At 75.5% G+C, this 15,214-nt stretch carries 14 protein-coding genes and 1 tRNA gene; 7 read left to right on the top strand and 8 right to left on the bottom strand.

All coding sequences use genetic code 11. From position 1 onward, the window contains the following. Positions 1-35: 35 nt before the first annotated feature. On the top strand, positions 36-1,076 hold the full coding sequence (locus ACFU0Y_RS11720) for a magnesium and cobalt transport protein CorA (RefSeq protein ID WP_380214690.1): 1,041 nt from the start codon (positions 36-38) through the stop codon (positions 1,074-1,076). Between the two features lie 9 nt (positions 1,077-1,085). Here the strand turns inward: ACFU0Y_RS11720 and ACFU0Y_RS11715 are convergent, their stop codons facing one another. After that, the gene (locus tag ACFU0Y_RS11715) at positions 1,086-1,823 is read right to left on the bottom strand and encodes a DedA family protein (RefSeq protein ID WP_380214688.1); all 738 of its coding nucleotides are present in this window, start codon (positions 1,821-1,823) and stop codon (positions 1,086-1,088) included. A gap of 135 nt (positions 1,824-1,958) precedes the next feature. On the opposite strand from ACFU0Y_RS11715, the gene ACFU0Y_RS11710 reads away from it, so the two are divergent. Together ACFU0Y_RS11710 and ACFU0Y_RS11705 are read left to right on the top strand one after the other, a co-directional pair. Continuing rightward, the gene (locus ACFU0Y_RS11710) at positions 1,959-2,960 is read left to right on the top strand and encodes a mechanosensitive ion channel family protein (protein WP_380214687.1); all 1,002 of its coding nucleotides are present in this window, start codon (positions 1,959-1,961) and stop codon (positions 2,958-2,960) included. Further along, complete coding sequence (locus ACFU0Y_RS11705) at positions 2,957-3,298, top strand: antibiotic biosynthesis monooxygenase family protein (RefSeq protein WP_380214686.1); 342 nt, start codon at positions 2,957-2,959, stop codon at positions 3,296-3,298. The genes ACFU0Y_RS11710 and ACFU0Y_RS11705 overlap by 4 nt, the downstream gene beginning before the upstream one ends. A 13-nt stretch (positions 3,299-3,311) precedes the next feature. Here the strand turns inward: ACFU0Y_RS11705 and ACFU0Y_RS11700 are convergent, their stop codons facing one another. Continuing rightward, a complete protein-coding gene (locus tag ACFU0Y_RS11700; RefSeq protein WP_380214685.1) occupies positions 3,312-4,199 on the bottom strand; it encodes a LysR family transcriptional regulator substrate-binding protein in 888 nt (295 codons plus the stop codon). A gap of 120 nt (positions 4,200-4,319) precedes the next feature. Between ACFU0Y_RS11700 and ACFU0Y_RS11695 the strand changes: the two genes are divergently transcribed. After that, positions 4,320-4,392 (top strand) — tRNA-Ala (locus ACFU0Y_RS11695). Positions 4,393-4,470: 78 nt separating this feature from the next. On the opposite strand, the gene ACFU0Y_RS11690 is transcribed toward ACFU0Y_RS11695, so the two are convergent. From ACFU0Y_RS11690 to galU, 4 genes are all read right to left on the bottom strand, one after another. Beyond that, a complete protein-coding gene (locus tag ACFU0Y_RS11690) occupies positions 4,471-6,174 on the bottom strand; it encodes a CHAD domain-containing protein (protein ID WP_380214684.1) in 1,704 nt (567 codons plus the stop codon). A 185-nt stretch (positions 6,175-6,359) separates the two neighbouring features. After that, positions 6,360-7,259, bottom strand: a complete 900-nt coding sequence (locus tag ACFU0Y_RS11685) for a hypothetical protein (RefSeq protein ID WP_380214683.1) — start codon at positions 7,257-7,259, stop codon at positions 6,360-6,362. 155 nt (positions 7,260-7,414) lie between these two features. Then, positions 7,415-8,047 (bottom strand): GNAT family N-acetyltransferase, encoded by a 633-nt coding sequence (locus ACFU0Y_RS11680; RefSeq protein ID WP_380214682.1) that lies wholly within the window; start codon positions 8,045-8,047, stop codon positions 7,415-7,417. 14 nt (positions 8,048-8,061) lie between these two features. Then, complete coding sequence (gene galU, locus ACFU0Y_RS11675; RefSeq protein WP_380214681.1) at positions 8,062-8,976, bottom strand: UTP--glucose-1-phosphate uridylyltransferase GalU; 915 nt, start codon at positions 8,974-8,976, stop codon at positions 8,062-8,064. Between the two features lie 162 nt (positions 8,977-9,138). On the opposite strand from galU, the gene ACFU0Y_RS11670 reads away from it, so the two are divergent. From ACFU0Y_RS11670 to ACFU0Y_RS11660, 3 genes are all read left to right on the top strand, one after another. Beyond that, the gene (locus tag ACFU0Y_RS11670; protein ID WP_380214680.1) at positions 9,139-9,780 is read left to right on the top strand and encodes a 5-formyltetrahydrofolate cyclo-ligase; all 642 of its coding nucleotides are present in this window, start codon (positions 9,139-9,141) and stop codon (positions 9,778-9,780) included. A gap of 63 nt (positions 9,781-9,843) precedes the next feature. Further along, a complete protein-coding gene (locus ACFU0Y_RS11665; RefSeq protein ID WP_380214679.1) occupies positions 9,844-10,164 on the top strand; it encodes an FmdB family zinc ribbon protein in 321 nt (106 codons plus the stop codon). Positions 10,165-10,293: 129 nt separating this feature from the next. After that, positions 10,294-11,010 carry an SAF domain-containing protein gene (locus tag ACFU0Y_RS11660; RefSeq protein ID WP_380214678.1) on the top strand — a complete coding sequence of 239 codons (717 nt, stop codon included), beginning with the start codon at positions 10,294-10,296 and terminating at the stop codon, positions 11,008-11,010. Here ACFU0Y_RS11660 and ACFU0Y_RS11655 read toward each other — a convergent pair. Together ACFU0Y_RS11655 and ACFU0Y_RS11650 are read right to left on the bottom strand one after the other, a co-directional pair. Continuing rightward, the gene (locus tag ACFU0Y_RS11655) at positions 10,979-11,317 is read right to left on the bottom strand and encodes a hypothetical protein (RefSeq protein WP_380214677.1); all 339 of its coding nucleotides are present in this window, start codon (positions 11,315-11,317) and stop codon (positions 10,979-10,981) included. The two genes, ACFU0Y_RS11660 and ACFU0Y_RS11655, sit on opposite strands and share 32 nt — an antisense overlap. Continuing rightward, positions 11,307-15,101, bottom strand: coding sequence for a hypothetical protein (locus tag ACFU0Y_RS11650; protein ID WP_380214675.1), 3,795 nt, complete (start codon positions 15,099-15,101; stop codon positions 11,307-11,309). Before ACFU0Y_RS11650 ends, ACFU0Y_RS11655 begins: the two co-directional genes overlap by 11 nt. Positions 15,102-15,214: the final 113 nt, after the last annotated feature.

Genomic DNA, 15,214 nt, shown 5'->3' with positions numbered 1-15,214 from the left:
GCGGGCGGCCCGGACGGCCCGGGGATAATGGGCCCGTGAGCATCGTCGACAACGCCGTCTACCGGGGCGGGCAGCGCATCGCGTCCCCCGCGACGCTCGAGGAGACCTACCGGCTCCTCACCCGCCTGCGGTCCGAGGACCCTCGCTGCGCCGAGTCCGGGGAGCACTGCGTCCTCGCCTGGATCGGCCTGCACCGCCCCTCCGAGGAGGAGCTCGGCTCCCTGGCCGCGCAGTTCGGTCTGCACGAGCTCGCCGTGGAGGACATCCGGCAGGCCGGGCAGCGGCCCAAGCTCGACCGCTACGGCACCACCCTGTTCACGGTGCTGCGTCCCGCCGTCTACCAGGACGCCACCGAGACGGTGGACTTCGGGGAGATCCACATCGTCACGGGCCCCGGCTTCGTGATCACCGTCCGGCAGTCCGAGCACGGCCGGGTGGGGCGGGTGCGGTCCCGGGTGGAGTCGCAACCGGCGCTGCTGGCCACCGGCGCCGAGGCCGTGCTCTACGCCGTGCTCGACCAGACCGTGGACGACTACTACCCCGTGGTCGAGGGTCTCGAGAACGACATCGACGAGATCTCGGACGCCCTGTTCTCCGGCTCCGGGGACGGCGTGGTGTCCCGGCGCATCTATCAGCTCACCCGGGAGGTCAGCGCGTTCCACCGGGCGGTCGCCCCGCTGGAGATGGAGCTGCGGCAGTTCCTCGAGGAGCTCGCCGAGACCGGCGCGGCCCGGGAGCTGTGGCACGGCCTGCGCGACGTCCTGGACCACCTGATCCTCGTGAACAACAAGATCGAGGCGTTCCAGTCCTCCCTCACCAACGCCCTGATGCTCGACTCCACCCAGCTCGCCGCCCGGCAGAACGAGGCCGCGATCGAGCAGAACGAGCAGATGAAGCGGATCTCGTCCTGGGCGGCGATCCTGTTCGCGCCCTCGATCATCGGCTCCGTGTACGGGATGAACTTCCGCTTCATGCCCGAGCTGTCGTGGGTGTGGGGCTATCCCATGGCGCTCGTGCTGATGCTCCTGACAGGCGTGGTCCTCTACGCCGTGTTCCGGCTCAAACGGTGGTTGTGAACCCCGCGGTCACGGCTGCCCGCGGCCGCGGCGCGCGGCGTCGGACAGGCCCCGGCGGTTGCGCAGCACCCGCTTGACCACCCACGACACGAGCAGCGCCGCCACGGTCACGACCACGATCCGGGAGAAGATCCCGGCGTACTGCTCGGCGACGTGCCAGTTCTCCCCGAGGTAGTACCCGGCGAGCACGAAGATCGTGTTCCAGATCAGCGAACCGGCCGTGGTGAGCAGCACGAACGCGCCGAAGGACATCCGCTCGATGCCCGCGGGGACCGAGATCAGCGACCGGAAGACCGGGATCATGCGCCCGAAGAAGACCGCCGCCTTCCCGTGCCGCTCGAACCACGCCTCGGTGCGGTCGAGGTCGTGCAGGTCGACGAGCGGCATCCGGTCGACGATCGCCCGCAGCCGACGGCGGCCGAGCGCGGCGCCGATCCAGTAGAGGACCGTCGCGCCGACCAGCGAGCCCAGGGTGGTCCAGAAGATCGCCCCGGCCAGCGAGAAGCTGCCCTGGCTCGCGGTGAACCCCGCCAGGGGGAGGATCACCTCGGACGGCAGCGGGGGGAAGAGGTTCTCGAGCGCGACGAGCAGGCCGGCACCCGGGGCGCCGATGGCCTCCATGACGTCGACGGCCCAGTCGGCGATCCCGCCCAGCCGCTCGGCGCCGGCGTCCTGGGCGGCGAGGACGGCCGCAGCCGCAGGTGCGGCGAGGTCGGGGGAGGTCGGGGCGGAGCTGGGCGCAGTCATGGGTCCTCGGTGGTGGGCGGGGCGGCGGGTGCGACCACCATTGTGCCCGACGCACCCCCGGGACCGCCGGACAGCGGGACGGCCCTCCGGCGGGACCGCTGCCGGGTGCCCGTCGTCGTTCGTTACGCTTCCCCCATGCTCCTCCCCCGTCTCCCCCTGTCCTCCCCCGTGCCGGCCCTGGACCCGGTGTGGGAGTTCTGGCTCGACAAGCCGCTGCGGATCCTGCTGGTGCTGCTCGGCGCCTCCGTCCTCGCCGCCGTGGTGCGGCTGCTGATCCGGCGGGTCACCGGCGGGATCGCGAAGGGCACCCGGTCGCGGATCGTGCGCCGGATGGAGCGGGGCCGGCCGCGCTGGGTCGAGGACGCGGGCCTGGCCGGCGCGCGGCAGACCCAGCGCGCCCACACCATCGGCTCCGTGCTCTCGTCCGTGGCGACGGTCGTGATCTGGGCCGTCGCCCTGGTGATGATCATCTCGGAGCTCGACTACGACATCGGCCCCGTCCTGGCCTCCGCCGGCATCGCCGGGGTGGCCCTGAGCTTCGGGGCGCAGTCCCTCGTCAAGGACTACCTCTCCGGGATCTTCATGGTCGCGGAGGACCAGCTCGGCATCGGCGACGTCGTCGACCTCGGCGAGGCGAGCGGGACCGTGGAGGCCGTGGGGCTGCGGGTGACCCAGGTCCGGGACGTCAACGGCACCCTGTGGCACGTGCGCAACGGGGAGATCCTGCGCGTGGGCAACCAGTCCCAGGGCTGGGCCCGGTGCGTGCTGGACCTCCCGGTGCCCTACGACACCAACATCGAGCTGGTCACGGAGCTGATCCTGCACGAGGCGGCGCTGCTGCGGGACGACCCGAAGGTCGGTGAGTTCATCACCGAGGACCCGGAGGTCTGGGGGGTCGAGGCCGTGACCGGCGAGTCCGTCACCGTGCGCGTGGCGGTCCGCACCGTGCCCCTCAAGCAGTGGGACGTGGCCCGGGCGCTGCGGCTGCGGATCAAGAAGATGCTCGACCGCGAGGGGCTGCACGTGCCGCTGCTGAACCAGACGCTGGTCCGGCAGGCCGACGCCGGCGTGCCCGGTCCGCCGGAGACGGGCCAGGTCCGGGCCGTCCGGCCCGATGTGCCAGGATCGGGAGCATGAGCATCGTCAAGATCAACGCCATCACCGTCCCCGCCGACTCCGGCGACGAGCTGGGCCGGCGCTTCGCCGCCCACAGCGGCTCCATGGCCGGGGTCGCCGGCTTCGAGGGGTTCGAGCTGCTGCAGCCCGCGGACGGTCGCACCCAGTGGCTCGTGCTCACCCGGTGGGCCGACGAGGACTCCTACGACGCCTGGCGGTCCTCGCAGGACTTCGCCCGGTCGCACGGCGGCGGTCCCGCCGGCGGGGAGGGCGAGCGTCCCCGTCCGGTCGGCACCGCCTCGGAGCTGTGGTCCTACACGGTGGCCGTCGAGCAGCCGGGGACGTCCGCGGAGCAGTAGGTCCCCACCGCGCTCAGCGCCGTCCGCGGCCGCCGGACCGGCGGCCGCCCTGGGGCCCTCCGCGGCCGGACCGCGCCCCGCCCCGGGGCGCGCCGGCCCGCCGTGCCCCCTGCACGGGCTGCCCCCCACGGCGCGACGACGGCGTCCGCTTGCCGCCGGAGGCCGGCCGGTCCGCGGCGACCGGGGACGCCGGGGCCGTGGCGCCGCGGGAGCTGTTGAGCCCCCGCCCGCGGACGACGCCCACGAAGTCCTGCACGAGCTCCTCCCGCTCCTCCGGCAGGTCCTGCGGCCACACCAGCGCCACGGGGACCGTGGCGGCGTCGGGCACCACCCGGTGGACGAGGTCCTTGCGGTGGTGCAGGCGGGCGAGGGACATGGGCACGACCACCAGCCCCAGTCCGGCGGCGACGAGCTCGACGGCGTCCCGGGCGTGGCGCACCGGGGGCAGCGGGGCGTCCGCGGCGACGGCCTCGGGGGACCGCAGCCGGTGCCGCTCGGGCAGGGTCCCGGGCTCCTGGAGCAGCACCTCGTGCACGAGCTCCGCGACCGGCACCTCGTCGAGCAGGGTCAGCTCGTGGTCCCGGGGCAGCACCACGACCTGCTGCTCCGCGTACAGCTCCACCGCCCGGTACCGCTGCCGCAGCGTGGCGAGGTCGTCGACCCCGGGCCGCGGGTGGGCGGGCAGCCGCACGAAGCACGCGTGGGCGCGTCCCTCCGCCAGCTCCTCCTGCCACGCCTCCGTCTCGAGGGGACGCTCGGCGAGGACGCGGCCGGGGTTGCGGTCCCGCCACCGGAAGAACCACTTGCCGGGCATGACCCCGGGGACGAAGGCGACCGCCAGGTCGGGCGCGACCTCGGCCTCGTTAGCGGCGGGGTCCTGGGGTCCGGGCGTGTCGTCCATGGCCGCCAATCTACCCACTGCCGGGCCGGGTCCCCGACCACCGCGGCGGACGGTCGCGGGCGCGCCGGGCGTCCGAGGTGCGAAACCGGCGCGGGATGTATAGGATGGAACGGTTGCTCCGGGGCTATAGCTCAGTTGGTAGAGCGTTTCGTTCGCAATGAAAAGGTCAGGGGTTCGATTCCCCTTAGCTCCACGGATCGAGGAAGCGGGACATCCCACCGGGATGTCCCGCTTCGTCGTTGCCGGGCCCTGTCCGCCGTTCCCGCGCAGGTCAGCCGAGGTCCTCGCGCAGCTGGGACCGCAGCACTCGCACCACGTCCGCCCCGCCCTCGGCCCCGGCGCGCAGCCGGACGACCTCGGCGCCGTGCAGCGCGCCCACGGCGTAGCGGTCGTCGCCCGCCCGCCGGAGCGCGGCGGCCGTGTCCGCGAGCCAGCGCTCCACCACCGCGGCGTCCATGATCCGGCCCAGCTCGTCCTGGTAGTTCTCGGCGTCCCGGGCGGCGCGCCGCAGCCGCTTGCCCGGCCGGTGCCCGGTCCGGTCCAGGACGGCGTCCACGTAGCGAACCCGCTTGACCGCCTTGCGGACGTCGTGCAGGTGCTCCAGCCGGTGTCCTCCGTCCGGTCCGCTGTCCGGCCCGCCGGCCGGTTCCGCCGCGGCGTCCTGCCCGGCCACGCGCACGACCTTCCGCAGGGACCGCTCCACCAGCGCGTCGGCGGCCTCGCGCCCCGAGAGCCGGGCGCACTCCTCGGTCAGCGACGGAGCTGCCGCGACGTCCTGGACGTCCGCCAGGAGCCGCAGGTGCTCCCGGCCCGTGACGTGCCGGCGCACCCGCGCGGCGGCCGTCCGCGCCTGCTCCTCGGCCCGCTGCCGCAGGGACTCCGACGCGGCGGGGTCCACCCGCCCGTCGAGGGCCTCGACCCGTCCGGTCAGCAGATCGGCGGTGACCTCTGCGTCCCGCGCCGCGGAGAGCGTCCGGGCGAGCTCCCGCAGCCCGGCGTCCAGCTCCTCCGCCTCGGAGCCCTCGAAGAAGGGCCTGGCCGCCCGGAGCACGCTGCGCAGGGAGCGGGACGTCACGCGCATCTGGTGCACCGCGTCCGGCACGTCGAGGCGGACCTTGAAGTCCCAGAGCACCAGCTGCTCCGCGAGCTCCCCCAGCACCGCGCGCAGCACCTCCGGCCCGTTCGCGCCGCCCGCCGTCGCGCCCTCGTCCTTCTTCTTCCCGCTCTTCTTCTTGCCCTGCTGGTCCTTGTTGCCCTGCTTGTTCTTCTTGCCCTGCTGGTCCTTCTTGCCCCGCTTGTCCTTCTTGCTCTCCTGCCCGTCCTGCGGCTGCCCGCCGGACTCCCCGGCGTCGTCGTCCTCCTGGCCGAGCGCACGGGCGATCTTCGCCCGCGAGGTGGACGGCCTCCCGCCGGCGGCGCGGACCACCGCCTCGACCGCGGCGAAGATCTGCTCCTGGCGCTCCTCGGGCACCGTGCCGTCGAGGAGCTCGACCTCCCACTCCGACCAGGACCGCGCCGTGCCGGTGCGCTCGTCGACGGCCTCGACGACGTCCGCCGCGAGCTCGGCGACCTCCGTCCCGGTGCCGTCGCTGAGCCTGTGCACCGTCCGGGCGGTGCGCAGGGTCGCGACCGGGCGCAGCTCCTGCCCCCCGGTCAGCCCGGCCAGGAGGTTCCGCACGGACGCCGGCATCCGCTCCGGCGTGCGCAGCAGCGGCACCTGCAGCTCGTGGCGCCCGCCCGGTCCGTGGAACTTCACGTGCCACCCGTCGTCGGCCCCGCCGCGGCGCCGGCGCAGCGCGACCAGCCGACGGCCCAGCGCCATGTCCTGGGTGTCGTGGTAGACGGCCTCCATGCGGTGCTCCACGGGCTCCGCGGAGACCGTGAACCCCTCCAGCGCGCTCCAGTCCACCCGGGCCTCGGCGCCCTCCGGGAACTCGTACTTGCGCTCGACCTCGCGGTGGGCGACGGCGGTCATGGGTGTCCTCCTGCTCGGTGCCACCGGCCGCCGGATCCGGCGGCCGGCCGTTGCCGCGATGATACCGGGACGGCCCGCCGCCCCCGCCGACGAGAACCGCCGCACGCCCCGGCGGGGAGCGTGCGTCGGTGCGTGGAGTCCGTCCGGCCGGTGCGTGCGAGCCGTCCGGGGCCGGTCGGGTGCGCTCAGGCGCGGCGGCGCTTGAGCACGTCGTCGAGGTCGAGGGCGGCGCGGCCCTGCTCCTCGCCCGCGCGCACGGCGTCCTTGAGACTCGCGGAGCGGGAGGCGGGCTGCTCCGGCACCGGCAGCGGCTCGGGCTCCGGGCGCTGGACCACGGGGGCCTCGGCGTACGTGGGGCGCGGCACGGGCACCGGCTCCCACGTGCGGGCGGGGGCGGACTCGCGGGCCACGCGCAGCGCCTCGGCCCGCAGCTCCTCGACCGTGAAGGTCGCGGGGGCGGGCATCCGGGGCTGCTCCTCGGGGGCGGGCAGGTCGAGGTCCTCGGCGTCCCGGCGGGACTGCTCGCGGACCTCCTCGGCCACGGCGTGCTCGTGGTCGAAGAGGGCGACGTCCTCCCGGGGCGCGTGCGGCTGCGCCTCCGGGGCCCGGGCCGCGGGGCGCGACACCCGGCGGGCGGCCCGGTCCTGGACCGCCAGGTAGCGCAGCGCCAGCACGGACCCGGTGCCGAGCAGCAGGAGGAAGACGGGCCACGGCCAGCTGACCGCGGCGGAGGAGGGGGCGACGACGGCCGTGACGACCGCGGCCAGCAGGGCCGTGCACCCGGCGAGCAGGATCGCGGCGCGGTCCCGCTTGATCCGCAGGGGTCCTCTGCCGGTGCGTCCGGGGTCGCCGTCGGCGGGCCGGGGAGCGGTGTCGGTGGTCGCCATGATGTTCCTTCGTCGGCGGGACGCGGGTGGGTGCTGCTCGATCGGCCTGCCGGGACCGCCCGGGGCGGGCCCGGTGCCGGCGGCCTGTGCCGGCTCCGGGAGGGGGTCCTCCCGGCGGCGCTGCAGCCGTGGCACCACCCAGAACAGCGACAGCGCGCACACCACGGCCAGCACGGCCGAGCTGCTCACCCAGATCATCGTCGCTGTCCTGTTCTCGTGGTCGTCGGTCGGGGCGGACGGAGGCCGCCGGCGCACCGCGCCGGCGTGTCCGCGGCCCGGACTCGGGCCGTGTGGGACAGCCTACTACCGTGGGCCCGCGCCTGTGGGTATCCCTGTGGACACGGCCGGCCGGGTCACTGCCACACCGCGGGGCGCTCCGATCCCGTGAACCGCCGGACGAGCCCCTCCGGCGCCTCCGGCGCGGTGAGCGCGAAGCTGCGGTGGTCCGCCCAGCGCCCGTCGATGTGCAGGAAGTCCTTGCGCAGCCCCTCGTCCCGGAACCCGAGCTTCTCCACCACGCGCAGGGACTTGGTGTTCTCCGGGCGGACGTTGATCTCCATCCGGTGCAGCCCCAGGCCCTGGAAGCAGTAGTCCGTGGCCATGGCCACCGCCATGGGCGCCACGCCGCGTCCCGCCTGGTCCCGGTCCACCCAGTAGCCCAGCGTCGCGGACAGGAACGACCCCCACGCGATCCCGGAGACGGTCAGCTGGCCGACGAGGCCGAAGCGTTCCGTCCCCGGGAGCCGCTCCGTGATCACGAAGGGCAGGGCAGTGCCCTGCCGGGCCTGCTGGTCGAGGGTGCGCACGAACTGCCCGAACGTGGGCGGCGCCCCGCCGGGTGCGGGGTTCGTGGCCTCCCAGGGGTCGAGCCAGTCCCGGTTGCGGGCCCGCACCACGTCCCACTCGCGGCGGTCCGCCCGGGCCAGCGGGCGGAGCCGGAGGTCCCCCCAGGAGACGGTGACGGGCCACCGGAACTGTCCGGCCACGGGAGCGCGGCTCCTCAGCCGACCGGCAGGGTCCGGGTGTACTCCCTGAGCCACTCGCACAGCTCGGGCCCGAGGTCCTCCCGCTCCGAGGCCAGGATGATGTTGGCCTTGAGGTAGCTGAGCTTGTCACCGGTGTCGTAGCGACGGCCCTTGAAGACCACCCCGTAGACCCCGCCGCCCTCGCCCTCGCGGCCGGCGAGGGTCTGCAGCGCGTCGGTGAGCTGGATCTCGTTGCCGCGCCCGGGCGCGGTCTCCTCGAGCACCTCGAAGACGTCCGGGTGCAGCACGTAGCGACCGATGATGGCCAGGTTCGACGGGGCCTCCTCCGGGGCGGGCTTCTCCACGAGCCCGTTGATCCGCACGTAGTCCTCCCCCTCCACGACCGTCACGTCGGCGCAGCCGTAGGCGCTGATCTGCTCGGCCGGGACCTCCATCAGCGCCACCACGGAACCGCCGGTGCGCTCCTGCACCGCGATCATCTGCGTGAGCAGGTCGTCCCGGGCGTCGATGAGGTCGTCGCCCAGCAGCACCGCGAAGGGCTCGTCGCCGATGTGGATCTTCGCCCGCAGCACCGCGTGTCCCAGGCCCTTGGGATCGGCCTGGCGCAGGTAGTGGATCTCCCCGAGCTCCGAGGCGTGCTCAACCTCCCGCAGCAGCTCCGTCTTGCCGGACTCCTCGAGCTGGTGCTCCAGGGCGGGCACGCGGTCGAAGTGGTCCTCGAGCGCCCGCTTCGAGCGGCCCGTGATCATCAGGACGTCCTGGAGACCGGCGTCGACCGCCTCCTGGACCACGTACTGGATGGCCGGGCGGTCCACGACCGGCAGCATCTCCTTGGGCATGGCCTTCGTCGCGGGAAGGAACCTGGTGCCGAGCCCGGCGGCGGGGATGACGGCCTTCCGGACCGTCCGGGGGTTGCTGTTTCCACTCATGCGCTCAGGCTAACGGATCAGGGGCCCTGGCCAGCGGATTCCCGCCCGGGCCCGGTTGCCCGCCGCCGCGGCCGGGGCTAGCCTCGCACCACCGGCCCGGGAGGGCCGGCGCGTGCGTGGCGCCCGCCCCGCACCCGATGCCGGACAGGAGCGGACCCGACGATGACCGATCCCCGTGGCCCCGTCGAGGCGAAGGCCCGGCTGCGCCGGGAGCTGATGGCCGCCCGCGCACGACGCTCCCGGGCCGCCCGGGAGCACGCCGCCGTCGCGTTCGACCGGCACCTCGCGGAGCTGCTGGCCGACCGCCCGCACCTGGACGTCGCCGCGTACCTCCCGCTGGCCACGGAGCCGCCCATCGAGCCAGCCCTCGTCACCGCACACCACCGCGGCCACCGGATCTGGGTGCCCGTGTGCGAGCCCGGGCGCCGGCTCTCGTGGGCACGCTGGTCCCCGGGCACCACCGTGCGGACCGGCGGGACCGGCGGGCTGCGCGAGCCGGTGGGCGCCCGCCACGGCCCCGAGGTGATGCACGCCGTGGGCCTGCTGCTGGTGCCCGCGCTCGCCGTGGCGCCCGACGGCGCGCGGCTGGGCTTCGGCGGCGGCTACTACGACCGCTTCCTCGCCGGGCTGCCGCGCACGGCGCACCCGGAGCTGCGCACGGCGGTGTGCGTCTTCGCCGACGAGGTGCTCCCGGCCGGGACCGTGCCGGTCGAGGAGCTCGACGCCCCCGTGCCCCTGGCGCTCACCGAGAACGGGACCGTCCGCCTCGACGGGCACGCCGGTCACGCACCGCGAACGCGGTAGAATCGGCAGTCGACCCCTCCGAGTGCCAGCGAGCGCACCCGGCGACCCCTTCCAGGAGGACCCATGCCCGTCTACGCCTACGCCTGCAAGGACTGCGGCCACGCGTTCGACATCCGCCAGTCGTTCAGCGAGGACGCCCTGACCGTCTGCCCGGAGTGCGACGGGGGCCTGCGCAAGAAGTTCAACACGGTGGGCGTGGTGTTCAAGGGCTCCGGCTTCTACCGCAACGACTCGCGCTCCGGCGGCTCGGACTCCGGCGCGTCGACGCCGTCCACCACCGAGTCCGCCCCGGCGGCCGCGAAGACCGCGACCCCGGCCACCGCCGGGGCGGGTGCCGCCTCGTCCTCGGCCGCCCCCGCGGCCGCGGGCGGATCCTCCGACTGAGCCGGCCCCCGGACGCCGCCCCGGCGTCCGGCCTGCACAGGTGGTTCCTCCCCGTCCGGGGCACCCGCCGCTCCCCCGGCGGCCGCGGCGCAGGACGGCCGGCACCGCCCGCCCCGTAGCGTGCGGCGCATGAGCCGACGCCCCCGGACCGTCCGACGCCGCTATCCGCTGTCCCTGCACCTGCGCTCGGTGCTGTCCCGGCGCCGCCGGCTGGTGGCCGTGCTGCTGCTGGGGCTCGCGGCGGGTCTGCTGGTCCTGCGCCTGGGCCCTCCGCAGACCCGGACGGTGGCGGTGGTCACCGCCGCCGAGGCGCTGCCCGCGGGCACGGTGGTCTCCCCCGAGCACCTCGCGCTCGCCCCCTATCCGCACGGCCTGGCGCCGGAGGGCGCGGTCACCGATCCGGAAGAGCTCTCCGGGCGCGTCCTGGCGGGCGCCGCGAGCCCCGGCCAGCCCCTGACGGAGAGCTCGCTCGTCGGCCCCGGCCTGCTGACCGGGCAGTCCCCGGACGTCACGGCGGTGACCCTGCGCATCGACGATCCCGGCGTGCTGCGACACGTGCGCGCGGGCGACCACGTGGACGTCGTCCACCTGCCGGACGGCGCCGCGCCGGACGGCCGGAGCGTGCTGGGCCGGGGACTGCCCGTGCTGTGGGTCTCCGCCGCGGCCCCCGGCGGGGACGGCGGCCTGCTCACCGGGCCGGCCGCGGGCGAGGAGGAAGGCCTGCTCGTGGTGGCGGCCCCGCACGAGGCCGCCGCGCCGCTCGCGGGCACGGGCGGCACCGGCCGCACCACCGTGGTCCTCGTCCCGGCGCCGGTCAGTCCCAGTGCGGAGGACGCTGCGCCCTGAGCCACTGCTCGTGGGCCCGTTCCCCGTCCGCGGTCTGCTCGTCCCCCGCGGACCCCTGCCCGTCCAGACCGGGCAGGCGCGGCTCCGCCCCGGTGAACGTGCCCCCGGTGGCCCGCCGCGGCCCGCGTCTGCGGCGGCGCGGCGCCGAGGCCGCCTCCGGTCCGCGCGCGCGGTCCGGCCCGCCCGGCGCGGGGGCCGCGTCGGGTGCGCCCTCCGGTCCGCCCCCCGCGGGCACCCCGCGGGACGGGTGCTCCGGCTCCGCCGGCACGGGGTCTCCCCCGGGCAGGCGCTGCGGCTCAGCCGGCACGGGTGCTCTCCCGGGCGCCGACGGGCAGGCCGAGATAGCGCCGGACGAGCTCGGCGACGGTGTCCGGGTCGGTGAAGACCTCGATGGTCCACAGCGTGACGTAGTTCCAGCCGGTGCGCTCGAGCTGCTGGGGGCGCAGCCGCGAGCGCTCCCGCACGGACAGGGCCGCGTTCTCCGCCGACCCGTCGGACTGGCCGGCCACCGGGATCCGCAGCGGCGGGTCCTCGGTCCGGGCGCGGCCCGACACCACGGCCCCCGCGGACAGGGACTCCGTGCCCGCCCACGCGACCAGGTCGAGCACGCCCGCGTAGTCCAGCCGCACCGAGGCCCCGCGCTCCACGAGCCGCCGGGCGAGGTCGACCACCAGCGCGTCGTCGTGGCGGTCCCGGGCCCCGTCCTCCTGCGGGGGCGGGCCGCCGAGGTGCGCGGCGAGCACGCGCGCGAAGTCCCGGGCCCCGTGCTGGAGGCCCTTGCCCTCCATCTCCCCCGGGTGCAGGGAGGTCACGATCCGGGTGGAGTGGCGCGCCCGGGTCATGCCGAGCACGAAGTGCTGGCGCCCGTGCCGCTCGGACAGCGCCCCGAGGTAGGGCACGGTGCGCCCGTTGGCCGTCTTGCCGAAGCCCAGCGAGAAGATGACGGTGTCCCGTACGATGCCCGCCGCCCGGTGCAGGTCGACCACCCGGAAGGACTCGGGGCCCGGGGCGAAGAAGGCCGCGGCGGCGGGCTCCTCGCGCATCCGCTGCCGGACGGCCTGGGCGATCCGTGCGGCGTGCACGGCGCTGGCGGTGACCACGGCCAGCGACCGCAGCGGGTGGCGTGCCGCGTGCTCGAAGACGAGCTCCACGACGCGCCGCACCTCGGCGGCGGGCGCCTGGATGCCCTCGATCCCGGCGGTCAGGGCGCCCACCCCGTCCGGGACGTACTCGACGTCGAGGACGGGGGTGCTCCCGGTGACGGACTCGCCGTGCGGCAGCCGGCTCAGCCGCCCGCCGTAGAACTGCTCGTTCAGGTGCCGGAAGACCTGCTCGTCCATGGACCGGTACACGGTGCGCAGCGTCCGCTCGGGCACCACCCGGGAGAGGGCGTCGAAGGCGCTGTCCACCTCGACCACCGGCTGGGCCCCCGGAGCGGGGACCGCGGTGGGCGCCACCGTGAACGGCTGCGGCCGCCCCAGGTGCGGGTCCCCGAACGCGATGACCTGCCGGCACCGGGTCAGCGCCGGCAGCACCGCCGCGAGCGGGGAGCTCTCGGCGTCGAGCACCACCACGGCGTCGAAGTCGTGGTCCTCGGGCAGCGCCGCGGACAGCACCAGGGGACTGGCCGTCCAGACGGGCACCAGCGAGCCGATCAGCTCGCCCGCCGAGGAGCTCACCTCGTCGAGCGGGGCGGCGCCGGCCCGGAGCATCCGGCGCAGGGCAGCAGCCGCGCGCGGGGAGCGCCGCACGGTGCGTTGCCAGCGGTCGGCGAGCTCCCACAGGAGGCGTCCGGCCCCGGAGGCGACGTGCGCGGCGTCGGCGCGGCGGAACACGGACTCCGCCCGGCGCAGCGCGTGGCCCTCGGGCATCGCCAGGAAGTCGTCGCCGGTGATCATCGCCTCGAGCGTGGACTGCCACCAGGCGAGGTCGAACTCCCCGCGGACCTCCGCGCGGGGCACGGTGCGCCGGACCAGGTCGTCCACGAGCTCGCCGAGGCCCTGGCCGCGCAGCTCGTCCAGCAGGACGGTGCGCTCGGGCAGCACGGCGAGGTTCTCCTCGTCGTTGATGAGCCCGTCCAGGGTCTCGCGCAGCCGGTCGACCGGCAGTCCGAGGAGGTCCCCGCCGGTGGGCGAGCCCTCGAGCGCGATGGCCAGGCCCTCGAGGTCCTCCACGAAGCGGGCCTGCACCGCCGCGAGCTCCTCCACCCGCTCCGAGACGACCGGGTGCGTGGACGAGGTGGCCCACTCCCGCCACCGCTCGCGCTCCGACTGCACGCGCAGCAGGGCGCTGTGCAGGTCCGAGAGGTGCACCCCGTGCCGGATGTACTCCTTCGCGGCCTTGCGCAGCCGGGAGCGCTGCAGCCCGGTCATCTCGATGCCGTGCTCCCGCCGCCAGCCGGACCCGGCGGTCGCGGCGACGAGGTCCGTGACGGGCCGGTCGTAGATGTCGGGGGTGAAGCGGGTCAGGGAGTCCTGGACCTCCTGCAGCAGCCGCAGCTGCCGGCCCCACTCGGGGACGGTCGTGCCGCTCCGCAGCCCGCTGGTGGCCAGGACGTGCCGCATCCCGGTCTCGAGGGTGGTCAGCTCCAGCAGCAGGGACTGGGCGAGCCGGTGCGCCTGCCGGGCCTCGTCCTCGTTGACCAGGCGCGCCCCGGTCCAGGGCCCGGCGAGGGTGGCGGCGTCGAAGGCCCCGAGCCCGGCGGCGCGCTCGAGCCGGGCGACGACGTCGTCCCGCTCCGTGACGGCGTCCAGCACCGAGCGCGGGAACCGCACCGCCGTGGCGGGCGCCGGCCGGCGGGAGGTGAGCTCGGCGAGCGCCTGCACGGCCCGGTACGGGGACACCGACCACCGCGGCCGGACGGTGTGCAGGGACCGCACGTGCTCGGCGAGCTGGTCGCGGCTGGTGCGCAGCGTCTCGTGCAGCTCGGTCAGGTCCGGGCGTTCCGCGCGCTCGTTGCGGGCGACGGCCCGGACGAGCTGCTGGGCCACGTCGGCGTCGCTGAGCTGGGAGGACAGGGGCAGGACGGCGGTGCCCAGGCCCAGCCCGTCCATCCGCCGGCCGAACGCGGCGAGCGTGGTGCGCCGCTCCCCCAGCACCAGGACGGTCCGCCCGGCGGCCACGAGGGTGCCCACCGTGTTCACGGCGGTGTCGAGCTGACCGGTGCCGGGGGCGGCGGTCACCACGAAGGAGTGCCCCTGTGCGGCGAGGTCGAGGACCTCCTGCTGGGGGCCGTCGGCGTCGAGCATGAGCAGCTCGTCGGCGGGGTCGCGCTCGTCCAGCGGCGGCGCGCCGTCCGTGATCTCCTCGACCTGCGGGATCCGTCCGACCGTGGAGTCCTTGAGCCGGGCGAGGTCCCGCACCACCGCGGTGCGGGCCACGACCGACAGGTCCGCGGGCCGGTCGTGCAGGTCCGCGAACGTGGACACGAGCAGCTTGTGCTCGACGTGCATCCCGGGCACCGCCCCGGCGAGGGTGCGCAGCGTCTCGAGGGCCGGGGCCGGGTCGAGCCGCCGGGTGCCGTAGGCGAGCCGGGCGAGCTCGCCGGAGGTCAGGTCCACGCCGTGGTCGGCCGCCAGCCGGCGGACCATGGCCGGGTTGAGCCGGGCGGGGCCGACGAGCTGGAGCTCGAAGTCGTCGAGGTCCGGTCGCGGCTTGAGCGCCAGGGGGGCCAGCAGGACGGGCGCGATCCAGCGGCGCTGGCCGGCGCCGGTCGGGTCGGAGCCACGGGGCCGGGCGAGCCAGGAGGCGGTGCCGGCGGCGAGGTACGCGGCGTCGAGCCCGTGGTTGACCGACAGCTCGTGGGTCTTGGTGCGCAGGGCCCGGGCCGCGCGCACGGCGTGCCCGTAGGCCGCGGGGTCGTGCACGATCGTGGACAGGCGGGTGGGCCGGCCCATGAGCAGCTGCGCCTGACCGGACGAGTTCGCCTCGGTGAGGTCGATGCACACGTTGTCGACCTGGTTGAAGTCCAGCAGCGTGTCGGGGCCGGTGTAGGCGTCCATCTGCCGGGTCCAGGGCTGCAGCGAGACGCGCGGGGGCTGCGCCCGGGAGGTGTCCGACTCCGGGGGGGTGCGGTCGGCTCCGCTCGACATGGTTCTCCTCCTGCGCCTCGGCCCGGGGGCCGGGCACCGCTCACGCACGGGTCGAGCGGTCCGTGCGGACCGCTCGACCCCCGCTGCTCGTGTTCCGGTCTCTTATACACAAA

The sequence above is a fragment of the Kocuria sp. NPDC057446 genome, from assembly GCF_042802875.1.
Lineage (GTDB): Bacteria > Actinomycetota > Actinomycetes > Actinomycetales > Micrococcaceae > Kocuria.
This window is presented reverse-complemented; position numbering and strand designations above follow the sequence as displayed.